The sequence below is a fragment of the Arthrobacter sp. PM3 genome (assembly GCF_003352915.1).
GTDB lineage: Bacteria > Actinomycetota > Actinomycetes > Actinomycetales > Micrococcaceae > Arthrobacter.
The window spans coordinates 2,509,530-2,524,149 of record NZ_CP022314.1 but is presented as its reverse complement, the minus strand read 5'-3'; the positions used below and the strand labels follow the sequence as shown (position 1 = coordinate 2,524,149).

Below are 14,620 nucleotides of genomic sequence, written 5' to 3'. Positions count from 1 at the left end.
TGTGCGGCGGCGCCAAATAGCATGAGAGCGATGTACCGAGGGGTGCATCCGGTGAAAGAGGGCCAACGATGACGACCGCCAAAGCACGGCGCGAAGAGATTTACCACCTCGCGGTGACCACGGGCCTGGCCTCCGTGGAGGAGCTGTCGCGGCATTTCGCCGTCACCGCCTCGACGATCCGCCGGGACCTGGCCGTGCTGAACGAACAGGGGAAGCTCGCCCGCACCTACGGCGGCGCCGTCGCCCTGGGCGCCCACCCCGAGCCGTCCCTGCGGCAGCGCACCGGGGAGGCCTTCGAACAGAAGCACGCCATCGCCGCGTGGGCGGCGTCCGAGGTGAAGGACGGCGAGAACATCCTGCTCGACGGCGGCTCCACCGTCGGGGCTATGGCGCATGCCCTCCGGGACCGGGACAACCTGTCTGTCACCACCCCGGGCATCAACACGCTGCAGGAGCTCGCCGACTCGCCGGGCATCCAGGTGGACTGCCTGGGCGGCCGGCTCCGCGGGCTCAGCCAGACCTTCGTGGGTCCGATTGCCGAGGCGGCGCTGGAGCGGATGAGCTTCGACCGGGTGTTCCTCGGCGCGGACGCCGTGACGGTGGACGCGGGCCTGTGCGAGGCCGACCAGGCGCAGACCCGGCTCAAGGAACTCATGGCCCGCCGCGGCAACACCGTCTACGTGCTCGCCGATTCCACCAAACTCGGCAAGCGCCCCTTCCACGCCTGGGTCCGGCTGCCCGCACCCTGGATCCTCGTCACGGACAACCGCGCGGACCCGGAACAGGTTGAACTCTTCCGGCAGTCCGGCGTAACGGTCAAGGTGGTCGAGGTGTCCCCGGCGCAGGCCGCCTGACGCACGGCTGCCATACGGCGCCAACGCGGGGTCACTTAGCGCCCATAAATGCCCTCCGGATGGGCTGGAAGTGACTCCGCGTTGCTGTGAAGGCGGTTCTGTGGCCCTGGTCGGTCGTGGTTCAGCGCAACAACGAGGCCGTAGTTGCCCTCATGGGACCGTCTTTCCGGGCCCAGCCTCTCTCAGGGCAGAATGGAAGCCATGACCCTTACAACTTTCGCGCTCATCCGCCACGGCCAGACCGACTGGAATGCGCAGCGCCGGCTGCAGGGATCCACTGATATTCCGCTGAACGACGTCGGACGGGCCCAGGCGCGGGACGCCGTGGCCGTACTGTCGGGGTACGAATGGGACGCGATCGTGTCCTCGCCGCTGAGCCGTGCCGCGGAAACCGCTGACCTGATCGCCGCGGGGCTCGGGCTCAACGTGGCCCGGCGCGTCCCGGAGCTGACGGAACGTTATTACGGCCCGGCGGAGGGCCTGCAGGACGGCCCGGAGCTCGACGCCCTGCGCATTCCCGGCGGGTTCCGGGGCGCCGAAAGCGACGACGCCGCAGCCGGGCGCGGGGTGGCCGCACTGGAGGCTCTGGCCGAGGAATACCGCGGCGGCCGCGTCCTGGTTGTCGCGCACGGCTCGCTGCTCCGGGTGAGCCTGAGCCGCGTTGCCGGCCGCACCCTGCCGGGCATCGAGAACGCCGTGCTCAACCTGGCACACCACCACCCCGCGGACGGCTGGAACCTTGAATTCTTCAACGGCGAGCGGCTGACCGCGGACGTCATCGCCTGACCGCCCCCTTCAACGGCTGGCCACGAACCGGGAAGAGTGAACCGATGCTGCAAAAATTGAAGTCCACCGAGCCGGCCCGTTTGCATCTGATCCTCATGCTCGTGCTGACGTTCTCCACCGGGGTCATCGACGCCGTCGGCTACCTGGGCCTGGACCGGGTCTTCACCGGCAACATGACCGGCAACGTCGTCATCCTGGGCATGGCCCTGATCGGCGCCGACAACCTGCCGGTGGTCGGCCCGTCGATTGCGCTGGCCTGTTTCATGCTCGGCGCTGTGATCGCCGGCCGGGCCTTCCGGCCCGAAGCGGCAGGCTGGAGCCGGCGGACCACCGCCCTGCTGACCGCCGTCGGCACCGCGATGGCGGGAGTCGCCGTCGTCCTGTTCTTCCACGCCCCGCACGCCGGTGACCCCGTTACCCTGGGCATTACGGGCGCGCTGGCGGTCGCGATGGGCATCCAGGCAGCCACGGCCCGGCACCTCAGCGTCAAGGACGTCACCACCGTGGTGGTCACCTCGACGCTGACCGGGCTGGCCGCCGATTCCCGGTTCGGCGGCGGCAACGGCGCGCACGCGGGCCGCCGGCTGGGCGCCGTCGTGCTCATCCTGGCCGGCGCCACCGCAGGTGCGGCGCTCCTGCACGTGCATCCGGGCTTCGGCGTGCTGCTCACCGCACTGCTCACCCTGGGCGTGGCCCTGACCGGTGGCGCCGCGCGGCCCCGTGGGCAGGAGGGTGCTCCCCTGCCCGCCGGGACCGTCGAGGAAGAAGCGGTGGGCCGCGCTTAGGGTACGGCCCCTTACTCCGGAACAGCCCCGATCTGCTGCATGAGGGTCATGGTGTCCGTGGTTCCCCAGTGCTCGGCGATTTTGCCGTCCTGGATCCGGATGATGTCCGTCGCGTCGAACTCGACAGTCTTGCCGGTGGGCGCGATTCCCATCAGTTCGCCCTGGTGCGTGCCGGTCAGGACCACATGGAGGGCTTCGAAAGTACCGTCGGACACGACGGGCTCGGCCGCCTTGACCGCGATGTCCGGGAAGGCGGAGCGGATGGTGTTCGCGAAGAACTTGGCGCCGTCCTTGCCCGGCGGCTGGCCCGGAAGGGCGAGCTCGTGGTCGAGGAAGTCGTCCGTGACCATTTCGTCGACAAGCGCGACGTTACCGCCGGAGAGGACTTCTGCGTAAAAACGGTTGATCAAACTCGTGGACATGGTGGACTCCTTAGGGTGCAAGAGACCGGTGTGATTTTCCGCCGGACACTGTCCATGGGTGCGCGGCAGAAGCGCCCGTAAAAGGCGCGTGAGTGATGCGCTGGAACTATGCGGATACGGGCGGAGGTGCCCGTTAAGGCCGACCGTATTCCGGGCCTTCGGGGCTGTCAAGACACTCCCGGCACGGCCAACTAGGGCCGCTCTCGGCGAACACGAACCGGCCAGGGCCCGGCTGTTTTAGCCGCTGTGCAAGGATGGCACCACACGAGCGAGGAGGTCCGGCAGTGACAGGTCTGGAATGCCAGGGGCTACCCATGACGGCCGTGGCGGTCGCGGCCGGACGGGCGGTGGAGACGACCCGCCCGGACAGGCTGATGGCCGATCCTTTCGCCGCGGCCCTGGTGGACGGTGCACAGTCCTCGCTTGATCTGCCGGTCGCGTGGCCGGCGGAACCGCAGGATGCTCCCCCGCTGCAGCACCCGCTCCTGCTGGCCTCGACCTACATCGGCATGCGGACCCGCTTCATTGACGACATCCTCTCATCCGGCGACCCGACCGGCCAGACCGTGATCCTCGGCGCCGGGCTGGACACCCGCGCCTACCGGCTCCCCTGGCAGGACGGCGCCCGTCTGCTGGAACTGGACCTCGGCGGCGTTCTGGGGTTCAAGGCCGGGGTGATGGCCGGGCTCGCGGCGGAGCCGGGGTGCGAGCTCGTGTCCGTGCCGGCCGACCTCTCCCTGCCGTGGGGCGGGCCGCTCCGTGCCGCCGGCTTCGACCCGGACCAGGCCACCACCTGGGTCATCGAGGGTCTGCTGCCCTATCTCGACTCCGACGCCCAGCTCCAGACCCTGACGGAGGTCGTGGCGTTGTCGGCGCCGGGGTCGCGGGCCGTGATCGAACGCGCCGTCGCCCTGCCCCGCACGGACGATTTCGAGGCCCAGCTGCGCGAGTTCAGCGACCGGACCGGGCTGCCGATGACCGAACTCCTAGCACGGACCGACCCGCCGGATCCGGCCCGGGTCCTGGAGGAGGCCGGCTGGCGCTGCACCCGGCACACGGTCCAGGAGCTGTGCTCGCGGTACGGCCGCCGCATCTCCCTGAACCCCGACGCCGGAGACCCCGGCGCTGGGCCCTCCGGCACCGCCGGTTCTCCGGACGAGCAGCGCGGCGGCTTTGTGCAGGCCTGGTTGTAGTGAGTCCCGCGCCGCGCGCGCCCGCGACCTGAGCGCCCGCGCCGGCTGCCGCCGTCGTACCTTCCCTAAACCTGTTCCCGTTCCCGCCACAGCAGCGACACCACGAACACCACGGCACCGAGCCCCAGCATGACGAACACCATCCGCCCCCAGTTCGCCTGGGTGACGCCGGTGCCGTAGAAGATGCCGATCAGCACGGTGGCCGTAATCGCGCCGAGGTACCGGCACGTCTGATAGATCCCGGCCGCCACGCCGCGTTCCCGGAGCCGGGTGGAGAGGTACATGCCCTGGCTGGATGCAATGCCCACCACCCCGTAAGGCACGCCCATCAGGGCGGTCAGCGCAATGACGAGCGGGATGGCGAACGACGCCGTCAGCAGCCACATCGCCGCGGCCGCCACGTTGAGCAGCACGACGCCGGCCACCAGCACTCGCTTCACGCCGAAGCGGTCGATCGCGCGGACCGCGAACGGGGTCACCAGCACCGACATCGCCGCCAGCGGCAGCATCATCAGGCCCACGACGCCGGGATCGTAGCCGCCGGCTTCCTGCAGCAGCTGCGGCAGGCCGAAGAACGCGAAGTAATAGACGCCGCTGAACACCACGAAGCCGAGGTAGACCAGCAGCAGCGGCCGGTTGCGGCCCAGCAGCCGCAGGTCCAGGAACGGCGGGCTGAAGCGCAGTTCGCGCCCGACGAACATCACCGCCAGCAGGAACCCGGCGCCGAGCAGCCACCAGCGGTAGTCGGGCGCCACGTTGAGGAGCCCCATCATGACCAGCACCATGGCGCCAAGGAATGCCAGGATCCCGGGAACGTCCGAATCGCGCAGCAGCTCGGAGACCCGGCCGTGTTCGCGCCCTTCGTCGGCCGGGGCGTACTGCCGGACCAGCAGGATGGCCGCGAGCGAGAGCGGGACGTTGACCAGGAACAGCGCCTGCCACCCCACCAGGCTCACCAGCAGGCCGCCCACCACGGGACCGACCGCGGCCGCCGACGTGTTCGCCATCTGGATCCGGCCCAGCGGCCGGGTGGACTTCACGTTCGCCTGCCGCGCCAGCGCCGCGACCATGACGACGGCGCTCGGGTAGGCGGTCGCCGTGCCAAGGGCCATGAAGGCACGGGCCACGCAGAGCAGGGCGAAGTTCGGCGCGAAGGGAGCCAGCGCGCACGTCACCGCGACCACGGCCATGCCAAGCATGAACAGCCGGCGGGGGCCGAAGCGGTCCGCCAGCCGGCCCATGAGCGGCTGCCCGGCCGCCGAGGTGAGGTAGAACGCCGTGATCACCCAGGTGACCGTGGCGACGTCGAGCCCGAAATCCGCGCGCAGCACCACCAGGGCCACGGCGATCATCGAGGAGTTCAGCGGGTTCAGGGCCGTGCCGAGGCTGAGACCGGCGACGGCGATGCCCGTCCGGGGAGAGTTGCTCACGGCAACAGTCTGTCCTACGGCGCCGGGCGAATCGAACCGGGTGTCACCTGCCGGGACGGGCTCCCGCGTCACGCAGGGCAGTCTTTCGGCGCTCCCTCAGCCCGGCTTCCCCGGAAACCCGCGGAACACCTCACCGCCGGGCGGGGAAAGCCTGCGTGGCGTGACACCGACTCAGCGGGCGCGTCACGGTTTCCGGGCGATGACGTCGAAAATGTGCCAGTGCTTGGGGCCGCGGAAGGATTGGCCGTCGGCGTCGTAGACCCCGAACTCAAGGATCTCAAGTCCCTGGAACATGGCCTTGGCCTGGGCTTCGGTATGGAAGTTCCAGTCGGGAATGACGGCCCAGGAGTCCCGCTCACCAAAGAGGTTCACTGCGAGGACACCCGATGGGGCCAGCGCCGCGAGCAGCACCCGCCAGACGCGGGCGAAGTTCTCCGGATGGATGAACGGCAGCGAATAGCTGGCCAGGATGAGCCCCGCTTCCGGGAGCGGGGGGAGCCGCTCAAAGGGGCTGAGTTCAATTTCCAACTGTCCGGCGAGCGCCGCGGGCACAATGCCGAGCAGCCGCTCCCGGGTGTCGGGCAGTGAGTCGACGGCGAGAACCCGCCAGCCGGCGTCGAGCAGCGCCAGGGTTTCTTTGCCAGCCCCGCACCCAAGGTCGATGGCACGGCGGCCGTTCCCCGGACCGGCGAAGGCCATGGCCGCGCGGCAGAGCGGGCGCACACCACGTGTCGCTTGGGCGGCGTTGTACTCCGTCCAGACCTTGCTGTCCGCAGGGCTGTCTGCAGGGATGCCGGCGGAGCCGCCCGCAGAACCGGCCATGCCATCACCCGCCAGGACGCGGCGGCATGGGCGGCGATGCCGGGACGGGGAACGACGGGTGCCCCCACGCCAGCTCGCGGAGCCGGACCAGGTCCAGCGCCGGCTGCGGCGGCAGGACGCCCGGCCGGCGCCGCGGAACCAGCACGCGCAGCGCGGCGGGTTCGATCGTGCACCGCACCGGAGTGGCCATCAGCAGGGCCTCGCCGTCCACGCCCACGGGGATCTCGGGCACCTCCGCGCTCACCGTTACTTCGGCCGCGGTGCGCTGGATCAGGCCGCGCTTGGTGGCGCGGCGCAGCAGTCCCACGGCCTCGCGGGTGGTGGCGGCGGAGATCGCCACGGCGCCGAGCACGCCGCGGTCCAGCCGGGTCCGGCGGCCGAGGCCGGCGAGGTCGTTGCTGCCGTAGGGGCCGTTGCTCACCAGCACGGCCTGCGGCCCGTCCACGGTGGTTCCGTCCATCTCGGCGTGCAGCCGCGCGCCCTTGGCTCCCTTTATGAGGTCCGGGAGCATCTGCAGCACGGTCCCGGCCTTGTCGTCGCGGTACTCGGGGCTCTGCACCACCTCGGCATACACCCCGAAGGACGCATTGTTGACGAACGTGCGCCCGTTGATCCTGCCGAGGTCCACGTGCAGCTCCACGCCGTCGCGGAGGGCCTCCAGGCAGCCGGTCGGGTCCTCCCGGTCCAGTCCGAGGTCCAGGGCGAAGTGGTTGCGGGTCCCGGCACTGATCACCAGGAACGGCAGGTTGTGCTCGGCCGCAATCCCTGCCACGAGCGCCTGGGTGCCGTCCCCGCCGGCGACGCCGAGGAGGTCGGCCCCGCGCTCCACCGCCTGCCGGGCGATCGCATCCACATCCACCTGTCCGGGCCCCTCCAGCAACGCCACCTCGGCGCCGAGCTCTTCCGCCTTCCGCTGCAGGTCGAATTTCACCACCTTGCCGCCGCCGGAGCGCGGATTCATGATCAGGAACGGATGCTGCCACGTCGGGGCCGGGTACTCGGCCATGGCCGCGTCACCCCGGCTCTCCCGGAGGGCGGCGCGGGCACACGCAAACGCAACGGACACCAAGGCCAGGGAGACGATGACCTCCAACAGCAGGCCGGCCTGAATGAACAGGAATATGACAACCAACGGGGCGAGCGCCGCGAGCGCCAGCGCACACCAGCGCAGAACGCCGCGGCTGACAAGGAACCAGTAGATCGCTGCCACGGTCACCACGATGCCGCCGGCTCCGGTCAGGAGCGAGGCAATGGTGCCCAGAAGGCCTGCACCCGCAAGGGGGACGACCGCCGCGAGGATGATCGCGAGATACGCGGCTCTCGCCCACCAGCGCCGGGTCTGTGGGACGTCGTCGAACGGGATGACAGTCATGTGCTGCTCCTTGCGGTTATCCGGCCCCTGCCCCGGTCCGGTCTCCCGCCTGCGGCTGCGCCGTCAGGTCTTGGTTTTCGCGACGGTCATCAGGATCGCCGAGTCCTCGTCCGCCTCCAGGCTGTGCAGCCCGTCCGGAACAATCAGCAGGTCCCCGGATTTGCCCTCCCAGGACTCCTCGCCCGCACGCAGCCGGACAGAGCCACGGAGTACAAAGACGGTCGCTTCACCGGGGTTCTGGTGCTCGCTCAGCTTGGTCCCCGCCCGGAACGCCATCACGGTCTGGCGGAGAATCTTCTCGTGGCCGCCAAACGCCGTATCCGCCGCACGTCCGCTGGGCGCCGCCACGGCAGCCGCGATCTGCTGCCGGGCAAGGGCATCGAGCGATATCTTCTGCATGGGGTCACCCTACTCAGAAACAGGTTCCCTGCCGAGGGTCCTTTGCCCCGAGTAGCGGGGCCCGCACCGCGGCCCCGGGCTGCTCCCCTAGTAAGTCACCCGGAACTCGGTGAACGCCCCGGTCGCCGCCGAGACCGACTCCTGGACGTCGTCCACCCGGCCCGGCGCGTCCGGCGAGCGCAGCCAGCGCCGCAACTCCAGCACCACAGCCTGCGGACCTTCCGCCACGATGCCCACCGAGCCGTCGTCGTTGTTCCGCACGGTCCCGGTCAGCCCGAGCTCGTCGGCCTTCCGGACCGTCCAGTACCGGAACCCGACCGCCTGGACCACACCGGTCACCCGCGCGCTCAACCGAACGGCCTCACCGGTGTCCGCGGAAAACCGTTCGGGGTGTTTGTCCGTCATGCTCCCAATGTAGCCCCGGCAGGGCTGGTCTCAGGCGTCTCCCGGCGGTCTTTCAGGTTGGTCTGACAGGTTCAGTCCACGGGTTTAGTCTCACCCCCCAGACACGAAGGGACCTTTGCCTCTTTTCGGGCAACCTGCTGCCGCGGCACACTTGTTAGCCCTGCGGTGCAGATTGTCGAAACCCGGCAACAGCACAAGGAAGTGCTCTTACCCTCCCCGGCAGCAACAGCTGCACGAAAGGACAAGATGATGGCTGGACAATTCGAGATCTTCACGGACGCGGAGTCCAACGTCCGGTTCCGGCTGCTCGCCGCGGACGGGACCGTGCTCGCGACTTCCGGGGCCTTCGAGGACAAGCGCGAGGCGGCGAACGCCATCATGGCGGTCCGCGAATGCGCCGGCACCGGCCTGATCCGTGAGGTCCGCAGCAACCCGTGGACCGGGCAGCGCTCCGGCCGCGGCCAGGGGTCGACAGCACCCCGGCGCCGGCACCTGCCCGCCGTGTGATGCGCTGAGGGCCGTTCCCGCAGTTAATGCGCCGGTTAATCCGCCGGTTCCGACGACGCCGCCGGGCCGGCGGGCCGCAGCGACGTGATCATCTTCCGGACGTCCTGGTATTCCGGCGTGGTGGCGTAGAGTTTCGCCTTCTCCAGGTACGGCAGCCCGGGGTCCCCCGGCGTCGTGTTGGCCGCCGGGTTGTAGACCTGGCCGAAGAGCGCACCGCTGGGCGGCCACAGGAAGAGCTGGAACAGCGGGCACGACGTCGTCCCGGTCTCCTCCGGCATCATGGTGATGCCGTAGGCCGCGATGGTGGGCGGCGTCGCGTCCGCCGCCTCCGGGTCGCCGCGGCCCTCAAAGACGTAGCGCGGCCCGGTCCGGTCCGCGGCCCCTGGTTCCGCGAGGGCCTGCATCGGCGCCGAATCGATCAGCAGGTAGGGCTGCCGGTCGCCGCACTCGGCGCCCGTGACCACGTTGGTGCGCAGCGCGGCCATCTGCTTCCCGGCCGCGTTCAGGACGTCCACGAACTCGCCGCCCAGCGGCGCCTGCCCCGCCGGATCCTTGACCGTCCATGTTTCCGGATAGTCGAAGCTCAGCGTCCCGTCCGACGTCGTGAACGTCTTCCAGCTTGACGACGACGGCGCCCCGGCCGGCGTCGTCGACTCTCCCGGCGCTGCGGTCCCCGACGCCGTACCGGACTCGGTCCCCGGCGAAGCTCCCGGTCCCGGAGATGTCCCGGGCGGCGTTGTACCGGTGCCCGTCTCCGGTCCCGTTCCCGGCGGCCTTCCGGCGGGCGCCGTGCCCGACGTCGGCGCTGTCGCCGTTGCCGGTCCGCCCGGCGCCGGTGGACCCGGCGTCGAACCGCACCCGGCAAGCACCAGGGCGGTGAGCAGCAGGGCGGCGAGCGCCGGTCCGTAGCGTGTGCGGCCCCGGATGGGGGCCGGAACCGTTGCTGTCTGTTTCGTGTGCCGTGCCACGCGCCGGGCCCTACTGCCCCGCCGGGCGCAGCGAGGTGATCATCTTCCGGATGTTCTGGTATTCGGCGGTGTCCAGGTAGGCCTCCGGGGTGTCGATGTTGGGTTCGTTGCCCGGGGTGGTGTCGAAGGGGTTGTAGACGCCCCCGAACGACGCCCCGCCCGGCGGCCAGGTGAAGAACTGGTGGATCGGGCAGGCGTCGGGACCGGACGGTTTGGGCGCCGAGCTGAGCCCGTAGGCCATGATGTTGGCCTTCATCGGGTCTTTCTCCGCCGGGTAGAGCCGCAGTTCGAAGATGAAGTGGGGTGTGGCCCCCTGCTGGGCCAGGGCGGGAACCGGAACGAGGTCGAGCACCGAGTACGGGATCCGGGGCGAGCATTCGGAGGTGGTGGGCACGTTGGTCCGCAGGGTGGCCAGTGACTTGCCGTGCGGGTTCAGGACCTCCAGGAACACCGCGCCGGCAGCGGCCTCGGCGCCCCGGTCCTTGACGGTCCACTCGGCCGGATACTCGAACTGCAGCTTCCCGTCCGGGGTCTTGAACGCCTGCCACTTCGCCGCCGTGGGGGCCGGCGTGCCGGGCGCCGTGGACGGTTCGGTCGGTACGGCGTCGCCTGTTCCGCCGGTGGCGGGCGCGGACGTCAGCGGCGGCACGGAGGGCATGGTGGGCGATGCGGAGCTCGGGCCGGCCGGGGCGCCGCAGGCGCCAACGAGTGCCGCAACCGCGAACGCGGCGGTTACTGCCGTGCCGATTGCCCCGCGTCGACGCATGTCACCCTCCCCCCGGGATTCAACTGGTCCGATTATTCTCAGACGCCCGGGAGCAGATACCAGAGTCGAAAGTCCCGACCCCGGCGCCCCCGGGGCGCCGGGGTCGGCGGTGTCCCGGCCGCGGCCGCCGGGGCAGATTCGGCCGTGACCGGCCCCACGTTGACATCCCGCCGATTTCAATTGGCCGTCGAAGCTTGCTAGAGCTTAAGTGATGCAAGAGTTCCTGACCCAAGCAACGCCTTTCCTGGCGATGGCCCTCGCCGTGGCGGCCGGACTCGTCCTGTCCTGGCTGGTGCGCAAGATTGTGCTGCGACTCAACCGCGGTAAGCCCGAGCTGCGCGAGACCTCCCGCGTGGCCCGGTTGCCCCTGCGCCTGTCGATGTGCCTGATCGCCGTGCGGATCGCCCTGGCCACCACCGGCGAGGACCTCCCATGGCGCCACGCCCTGGACCACCTGCTGCTCATTGGGCTGATTGCCTGCCTGGCCTGGCTGGCGATCGCCGTGCTGCTGATCGTCGAGGCGATGGTCCTGACCCGGTACCGAGTGGACGTCGCGGACAACCGGCGCGCCCGGCGGCTGCGGACCCAGGTGATCCTGGCCCGGCGGATCGGCGTCGCCCTGGTTGTGGTGGTGGCCTTGGGCAGCATGATGCTGACCTTCCCCGCGATCCAGGCCCTGGGCGCCGGTCTGCTGGCTTCCGCGGGCCTGATCTCGATTGTGGCCGGCCTCGCCGCGCAGACCTCGCTGGTCAACGTCTTCGCCGGCATCCAGCTCGCCTTCACGGACGCGATCCGGGTGGACGACGTGGTGGTGGTCCAAAAGGAATGGGGCCGGATCGAGGAGATCACCCTGACCTACGTGGTAGTCCACATCTGGGACGACCGGCGGCTGATCCTGCCCTCGACCTACTTCACCACCACCCCGTTCGAGAACTGGACCCGGCGGCAGTCCGAGGTCATGGGCACCGTGGAGTTCGACCTCGACTGGCGGGCCCCGGTGGAGGCGATGCGCGCGGAGCTGAAGAAGGTCCTCGCGGACACCCCGCTGTGGGACAAGCGGGTGGGGATCCTGCAGATCACCGACGCCACCGCCGGCTTTGTCCGGGTGCGCATCCTGGTCAGCGCCGCGGACAGCGCCTCGCTGTTCGACCTGCGCTGCCTGATCCGCGAGGAACTCGTGCTGTTCCTGCAGCAGGACCACCCGACGGCGCTGCCGCACGTGCGCCTCGAATCGCTGGCGGGTGCGTCCGGTGCAATTGCCGGGACCGCCACGTCCGACGCCGGGCCCGGATCCCAGCGTCCCGGGACTCCGCGCCCGGGCAAGGAGCCCGCCGCGGCGGCGCACCACCGGCACCCGGACCCGCACGACTCCCAGCTGTTCACCGGATCCATCGAGGCGATCCAGCGTTCCAAGGCCTTCTCCGGTCCCGGCGAGGAAGTCTTCGAAGACCGCGACAACGCCATCGCCTCGCAGAACTAGCCCGGTCCTCCCTGCAGCCGTCCGACCCCACCGGCTGCACGCGGCACCGGCAAGGTCTTCCCAGCCTCCCCGAAGTGGCCGATAATCATCGCGACACCCGCACCGGCACATTTCGGAGCGCCAGCCAAGGAAGGAAGCCCGGCATGACCATTCCTCCGCCCCCCGGACCCGATCCGTTCCCGCCGGATCCGGGGCCCACCACACCGCCGCCGCAGCCCGGGGACCCGTTCCCGCCCGAACCCGGTCCGGTCACGCCCCCGCCGGTTCCGGAACCCGGTCCGGGCCCGGAGCCGGAACCTGAACCGGGGCCCCGGCCCGGACCCACGCCGTCGCCGGCGCCGGGTCCGTTCCCGACCCCCAATCCCCTGCCGATCCCGGACCCCGGCCCGGTGCCGCCGCGCCCGGACCCGACCCGGTTCTAGCGCTGCCGGGTCCAGGCGGCCGGCCTCAGGGCTGGCTTTGAGGGGGCCGCTCAGCCAGCTGGATCATCCGGCAAGCCCGCGCAGGAAGTTCCGCACTTCCGTGGTGAAGGCCTCCGGCGCCTCGACGGGCGCCATGTGCCCGACGTCGGGAATAAGCACGAGCGCCGACCCCGGGATCTGCCGGTTCATCTCGCGGGCCACACTCAGCGGCGAGCGGACATCCCGCGTGCCGTAGAGCAACAGGGTGGGGACCGCGATGGCCGGCAGGACGTCGCGGTAGTCGGCACGCGCGTTCGCGTTCAGCAGGGCCCGCATGCCGGCCGGATGGAAGTCGGCCATGATGGCGCTGGTTTCCTCCACGGCCGCCGGATCAGCGTGCTCCGTGAAGAGAGTGGGCAACCACTCCGGGATGAACTGTTCGGGCGGCTGGTCGAGTTCGGCCAGCACCTGTGCGTAGCGCCGCTCCACTTCCTCCGGCGGCAGAGATCCTGCCCAGCCGGCGTACGCCGAGACCAGAAGAAGCGACGCCGGCACGGACGGATGCGCCCGGTACAGCTCCAGGGCAATGCCGGAGCCCATGGACAGGCCAAGAAGGTGCGGCCGGCCCGGCACGGCCTCCCGCAGAAACCCGGCCAGGGTTTCGCCCAGCTGCCGCCCGGTGAAGTCCGGCGGCGGGTCGTCCGAGCCGCCGCACCCGGGGGCATCCCAGGCGAAGACCGTGAACTCGTCCGAGAGCGCGTCGAGCTGCCGCCGCCAGATGCGGCTGTCCTCATAGGCGCCGTGCAGCAGGACCAGCGGCTGCCCCTGCCCCTCCCGCCGGTACCGGATTCGCAGACCCGCGACCTCGACGCTGTCCATAAGGCAATGCTAGGCCGGTGCGCTGTCCCGCGGGCATGTCGACGACGCGCATAAGCTCCCGCGACGCGCAAATGCCCCTCCGCGGCCATATTCCGGCAGCGAAGAGGCATTTGCGCGTCGTCAGATAACTTGTGCGTCGCCAGAGGGGTGGCGCCGCGGCAAAGTACTCCTACGCCAGGACAATGTCCCGGGTGCGGTGGTCATACTGGATGACCAGGAGTCCGCCGCCGTGGTGGACCTCGTGGTTGGGGCCGTCGAAGGTGCCGAAGGCGCCGTAGTTTTCGTCCCAGGAACGGTTCAGGGCGATCTTGAAGGTGTAGAAGCCGGCCGGGATGTCCGCGGCCATCTTCCAGCGCTGGTCCACCAGGTCCAGCTCCATCTGGGCTTCGTCGTACTGCGGTGCCCAGTTGGCCGGGGCGCCCAGGAGGATGTTGAAGTCACCGGCCACGGCAACGGATTCGGGCTGCTCGATGGTTTCGACGCTGACAGCCGGCGCTTCCGCCGGGGCCTCGGCCTCGGGGGCCTTGGCGGCGGGCTTGCGCTTCCGCACCGCCTTGGCGACCGGGGCGACAGCTTCCTCGACCAGCTTGGCAGCCTTGTCGGCGACCTTGGCGGTCTTCGACGGAGCCTTGTCGGCCTTCGCCGCGGCCTTCGCCGCAGACTTGGCAGGGGCCTTCGCGGCGGGCTTCTCGGCGGGAGCCGACGGCAGCGGGGTGCCGGCCGGAACCGGAGTGCCGGCGTCGAGCGCTGCAGAGAAGGCGGCGGGCTCGGCGAACGCGACCGTGGCGCGCTGGCCGTCCTCGGTGATGGACCAACCGGACCGGCCCTTGACCAGCCAGCCGGCCTTGACCAGCTTGGCCGTGGCGGTGGTCAGCGTCTTGTGGCCGCGGGGAATGCCGCCGCTAAGAAGTTCACTTTCGTGCTCGTTGAGGGGAACCCGCGCGATTGCCTCGCCCAGGACGGCACCCGCGTTCTGCTTCTCGCCGGTCCATACCTCCTCTGCCAGGACATCCAGCACGGCCTTAAGCCGAAGGTTGGTGTTTTCCGCGGTGTTCGCGCCCATGGGTCTCCTTTAGAAGCAATTGATCCACCTGCATTTTGCCAAGGAAATGTTAATTTTTGCGAGTGGAATCCGTTAACTCTGTGTGTCG

General features: G+C 70.0%; 16 protein-coding genes. 6 read left to right on the top strand and 10 right to left on the bottom strand.

Features of this window, described 5'->3' with window-relative positions; genetic code table 11:
* The first annotated feature begins 68 nt into the window (after nt 1-68).
* The 3 genes from CFN17_RS11600 (at nt 69) to CFN17_RS11590 (ending at nt 2,425) form a co-directional block, all read left to right on the top strand.
* Nucleotides 69-854: a DeoR/GlpR family DNA-binding transcription regulator gene (locus CFN17_RS11600; protein ID WP_208747860.1), complete on the top strand. Its 786-nt coding sequence runs from the start codon at nt 69-71 to the stop codon at nt 852-854.
* A gap of 192 nt (nt 855-1,046) precedes the next feature.
* Nucleotides 1,047-1,640 carry a histidine phosphatase family protein gene (locus tag CFN17_RS11595; RefSeq protein ID WP_208747859.1) on the top strand — a complete coding sequence of 198 codons (594 nt, stop codon included), beginning with the start codon at nt 1,047-1,049 and terminating at the stop codon, nt 1,638-1,640.
* 44 nt (nt 1,641-1,684) lie between these two features.
* Nucleotides 1,685-2,425, top strand: coding sequence for a YoaK family protein (locus tag CFN17_RS11590; RefSeq protein WP_208747858.1), 741 nt, complete (start codon nt 1,685-1,687; stop codon nt 2,423-2,425).
* Nucleotides 2,426-2,436: 11 nt separating this feature from the next.
* Here CFN17_RS11590 and CFN17_RS11585 read toward each other — a convergent pair whose 3' ends face one another.
* Nucleotides 2,437-2,847: an ester cyclase gene (locus CFN17_RS11585; RefSeq protein WP_208747857.1), complete on the bottom strand. Its 411-nt coding sequence runs from the start codon at nt 2,845-2,847 to the stop codon at nt 2,437-2,439.
* A 314-nt stretch (nt 2,848-3,161) separates the two neighbouring features.
* On the opposite strand from CFN17_RS11585, the gene CFN17_RS11580 reads away from it, so the two are divergent.
* On the top strand, nt 3,162-4,040 hold the full coding sequence (locus CFN17_RS11580; RefSeq protein ID WP_261792167.1) for an SAM-dependent methyltransferase: 879 nt from the start codon (nt 3,162-3,164) through the stop codon (nt 4,038-4,040).
* Between the two features lie 65 nt (nt 4,041-4,105).
* Here the strand turns inward: CFN17_RS11580 and CFN17_RS11575 are convergent, their stop codons facing one another.
* From CFN17_RS11575 to CFN17_RS11555, 5 genes are all read right to left on the bottom strand, one after another.
* Nucleotides 4,106-5,470 carry an MFS transporter gene (locus tag CFN17_RS11575; protein ID WP_208747855.1) on the bottom strand — a complete coding sequence of 455 codons (1,365 nt, stop codon included), beginning with the start codon at nt 5,468-5,470 and terminating at the stop codon, nt 4,106-4,108.
* A gap of 183 nt (nt 5,471-5,653) precedes the next feature.
* Nucleotides 5,654-6,292 carry a trans-aconitate 2-methyltransferase gene (locus CFN17_RS11570; RefSeq protein WP_208747854.1) on the bottom strand — a complete coding sequence of 213 codons (639 nt, stop codon included), beginning with the start codon at nt 6,290-6,292 and terminating at the stop codon, nt 5,654-5,656.
* Nucleotides 6,293-6,296: 4 nt separating this feature from the next.
* The gene (locus tag CFN17_RS11565) at nt 6,297-7,664 is read right to left on the bottom strand and encodes a diacylglycerol kinase family protein (RefSeq protein ID WP_208747853.1); all 1,368 of its coding nucleotides are present in this window, start codon (nt 7,662-7,664) and stop codon (nt 6,297-6,299) included.
* A 63-nt stretch (nt 7,665-7,727) separates the two neighbouring features.
* The gene (locus CFN17_RS11560) at nt 7,728-8,063 is read right to left on the bottom strand and encodes a cupin domain-containing protein (RefSeq protein WP_208747852.1); all 336 of its coding nucleotides are present in this window, start codon (nt 8,061-8,063) and stop codon (nt 7,728-7,730) included.
* Between the two features lie 87 nt (nt 8,064-8,150).
* Nucleotides 8,151-8,468 carry an acylphosphatase gene (locus CFN17_RS11555; RefSeq protein WP_208747851.1) on the bottom strand — a complete coding sequence of 106 codons (318 nt, stop codon included), beginning with the start codon at nt 8,466-8,468 and terminating at the stop codon, nt 8,151-8,153.
* A gap of 249 nt (nt 8,469-8,717) precedes the next feature.
* On the opposite strand from CFN17_RS11555, the gene CFN17_RS11550 reads away from it, so the two are divergent.
* Nucleotides 8,718-8,975, top strand: a complete 258-nt coding sequence (locus tag CFN17_RS11550) for a DUF1508 domain-containing protein (RefSeq protein ID WP_208747850.1) — start codon at nt 8,718-8,720, stop codon at nt 8,973-8,975.
* A gap of 35 nt (nt 8,976-9,010) precedes the next feature.
* Here CFN17_RS11550 and CFN17_RS11545 read toward each other — a convergent pair whose 3' ends face one another.
* Together CFN17_RS11545 and CFN17_RS11540 are read right to left on the bottom strand one after the other, a co-directional pair.
* Complete coding sequence (locus tag CFN17_RS11545) at nt 9,011-9,943, bottom strand: hypothetical protein (protein ID WP_261792166.1); 933 nt, start codon at nt 9,941-9,943, stop codon at nt 9,011-9,013.
* A gap of 10 nt (nt 9,944-9,953) precedes the next feature.
* On the bottom strand, nt 9,954-10,709 hold the full coding sequence (locus CFN17_RS11540; RefSeq protein ID WP_208747849.1) for a hypothetical protein: 756 nt from the start codon (nt 10,707-10,709) through the stop codon (nt 9,954-9,956).
* A 211-nt stretch (nt 10,710-10,920) separates the two neighbouring features.
* On the opposite strand from CFN17_RS11540, the gene CFN17_RS11535 reads away from it, so the two are divergent.
* Nucleotides 10,921-12,189: a mechanosensitive ion channel family protein gene (locus tag CFN17_RS11535; RefSeq protein WP_208747848.1), complete on the top strand. Its 1,269-nt coding sequence runs from the start codon at nt 10,921-10,923 to the stop codon at nt 12,187-12,189.
* Nucleotides 12,190-12,674: 485 nt separating this feature from the next.
* Here the strand turns inward: CFN17_RS11535 and CFN17_RS11530 are convergent, their stop codons facing one another.
* Complete coding sequence (locus CFN17_RS11530; RefSeq protein WP_208747847.1) at nt 12,675-13,469, bottom strand: alpha/beta fold hydrolase; 795 nt, start codon at nt 13,467-13,469, stop codon at nt 12,675-12,677.
* 169 nt (nt 13,470-13,638) lie between these two features.
* Nucleotides 13,639-14,532, bottom strand: coding sequence for a glycosidase (locus CFN17_RS11525; protein ID WP_208747846.1), 894 nt, complete (start codon nt 14,530-14,532; stop codon nt 13,639-13,641).
* Nucleotides 14,533-14,620: the final 88 nt, after the last annotated feature.

Coding starts and splice junctions, on each gene's coding strand:
- CFN17_RS11600 (WP_208747860.1), top strand. CDS start 69: ATGACGACCGCCAAAGCACGGCGCGAAGAGATTTACCACCTCGCGGTG.
- CFN17_RS11595 (WP_208747859.1), top strand. CDS start 1,047: ATGGAAGCCATGACCCTTACAACTTTCGCGCTCATCCGCCACGGCCAG.
- CFN17_RS11590 (WP_208747858.1), top strand. CDS start 1,685: ATGCTGCAAAAATTGAAGTCCACCGAGCCGGCCCGTTTGCATCTGATC.
- CFN17_RS11585 (WP_208747857.1), bottom strand. CDS start 2,847: ATGTCCACGAGTTTGATCAACCGTTTTTACGCAGAAGTCCTCTCCGGC.
- CFN17_RS11580 (WP_261792167.1), top strand. CDS start 3,162: ATGACGGCCGTGGCGGTCGCGGCCGGACGGGCGGTGGAGACGACCCGC.
- CFN17_RS11570 (WP_208747854.1), bottom strand. CDS start 6,292: ATGGCCGGTTCTGCGGGCGGCTCCGCCGGCATCCCTGCAGACAGCCCT.
- CFN17_RS11565 (WP_208747853.1), bottom strand. CDS start 7,664: ATGACTGTCATCCCGTTCGACGACGTCCCACAGACCCGGCGCTGGTGG.
- CFN17_RS11560 (WP_208747852.1), bottom strand. CDS start 8,063: ATGCAGAAGATATCGCTCGATGCCCTTGCCCGGCAGCAGATCGCGGCT.
- CFN17_RS11555 (WP_208747851.1), bottom strand. CDS start 8,468: ATGACGGACAAACACCCCGAACGGTTTTCCGCGGACACCGGTGAGGCC.
- CFN17_RS11550 (WP_208747850.1), top strand. CDS start 8,718: ATGGCTGGACAATTCGAGATCTTCACGGACGCGGAGTCCAACGTCCGG.
- CFN17_RS11540 (WP_208747849.1), bottom strand. CDS start 10,709: ATGCGTCGACGCGGGGCAATCGGCACGGCAGTAACCGCCGCGTTCGCG.
- CFN17_RS11535 (WP_208747848.1), top strand. CDS start 10,921: ATGCAAGAGTTCCTGACCCAAGCAACGCCTTTCCTGGCGATGGCCCTC.
- CFN17_RS11530 (WP_208747847.1), bottom strand. CDS start 13,469: ATGGACAGCGTCGAGGTCGCGGGTCTGCGAATCCGGTACCGGCGGGAG.
- CFN17_RS11525 (WP_208747846.1), bottom strand. CDS start 14,532: ATGGGCGCGAACACCGCGGAAAACACCAACCTTCGGCTTAAGGCCGTG.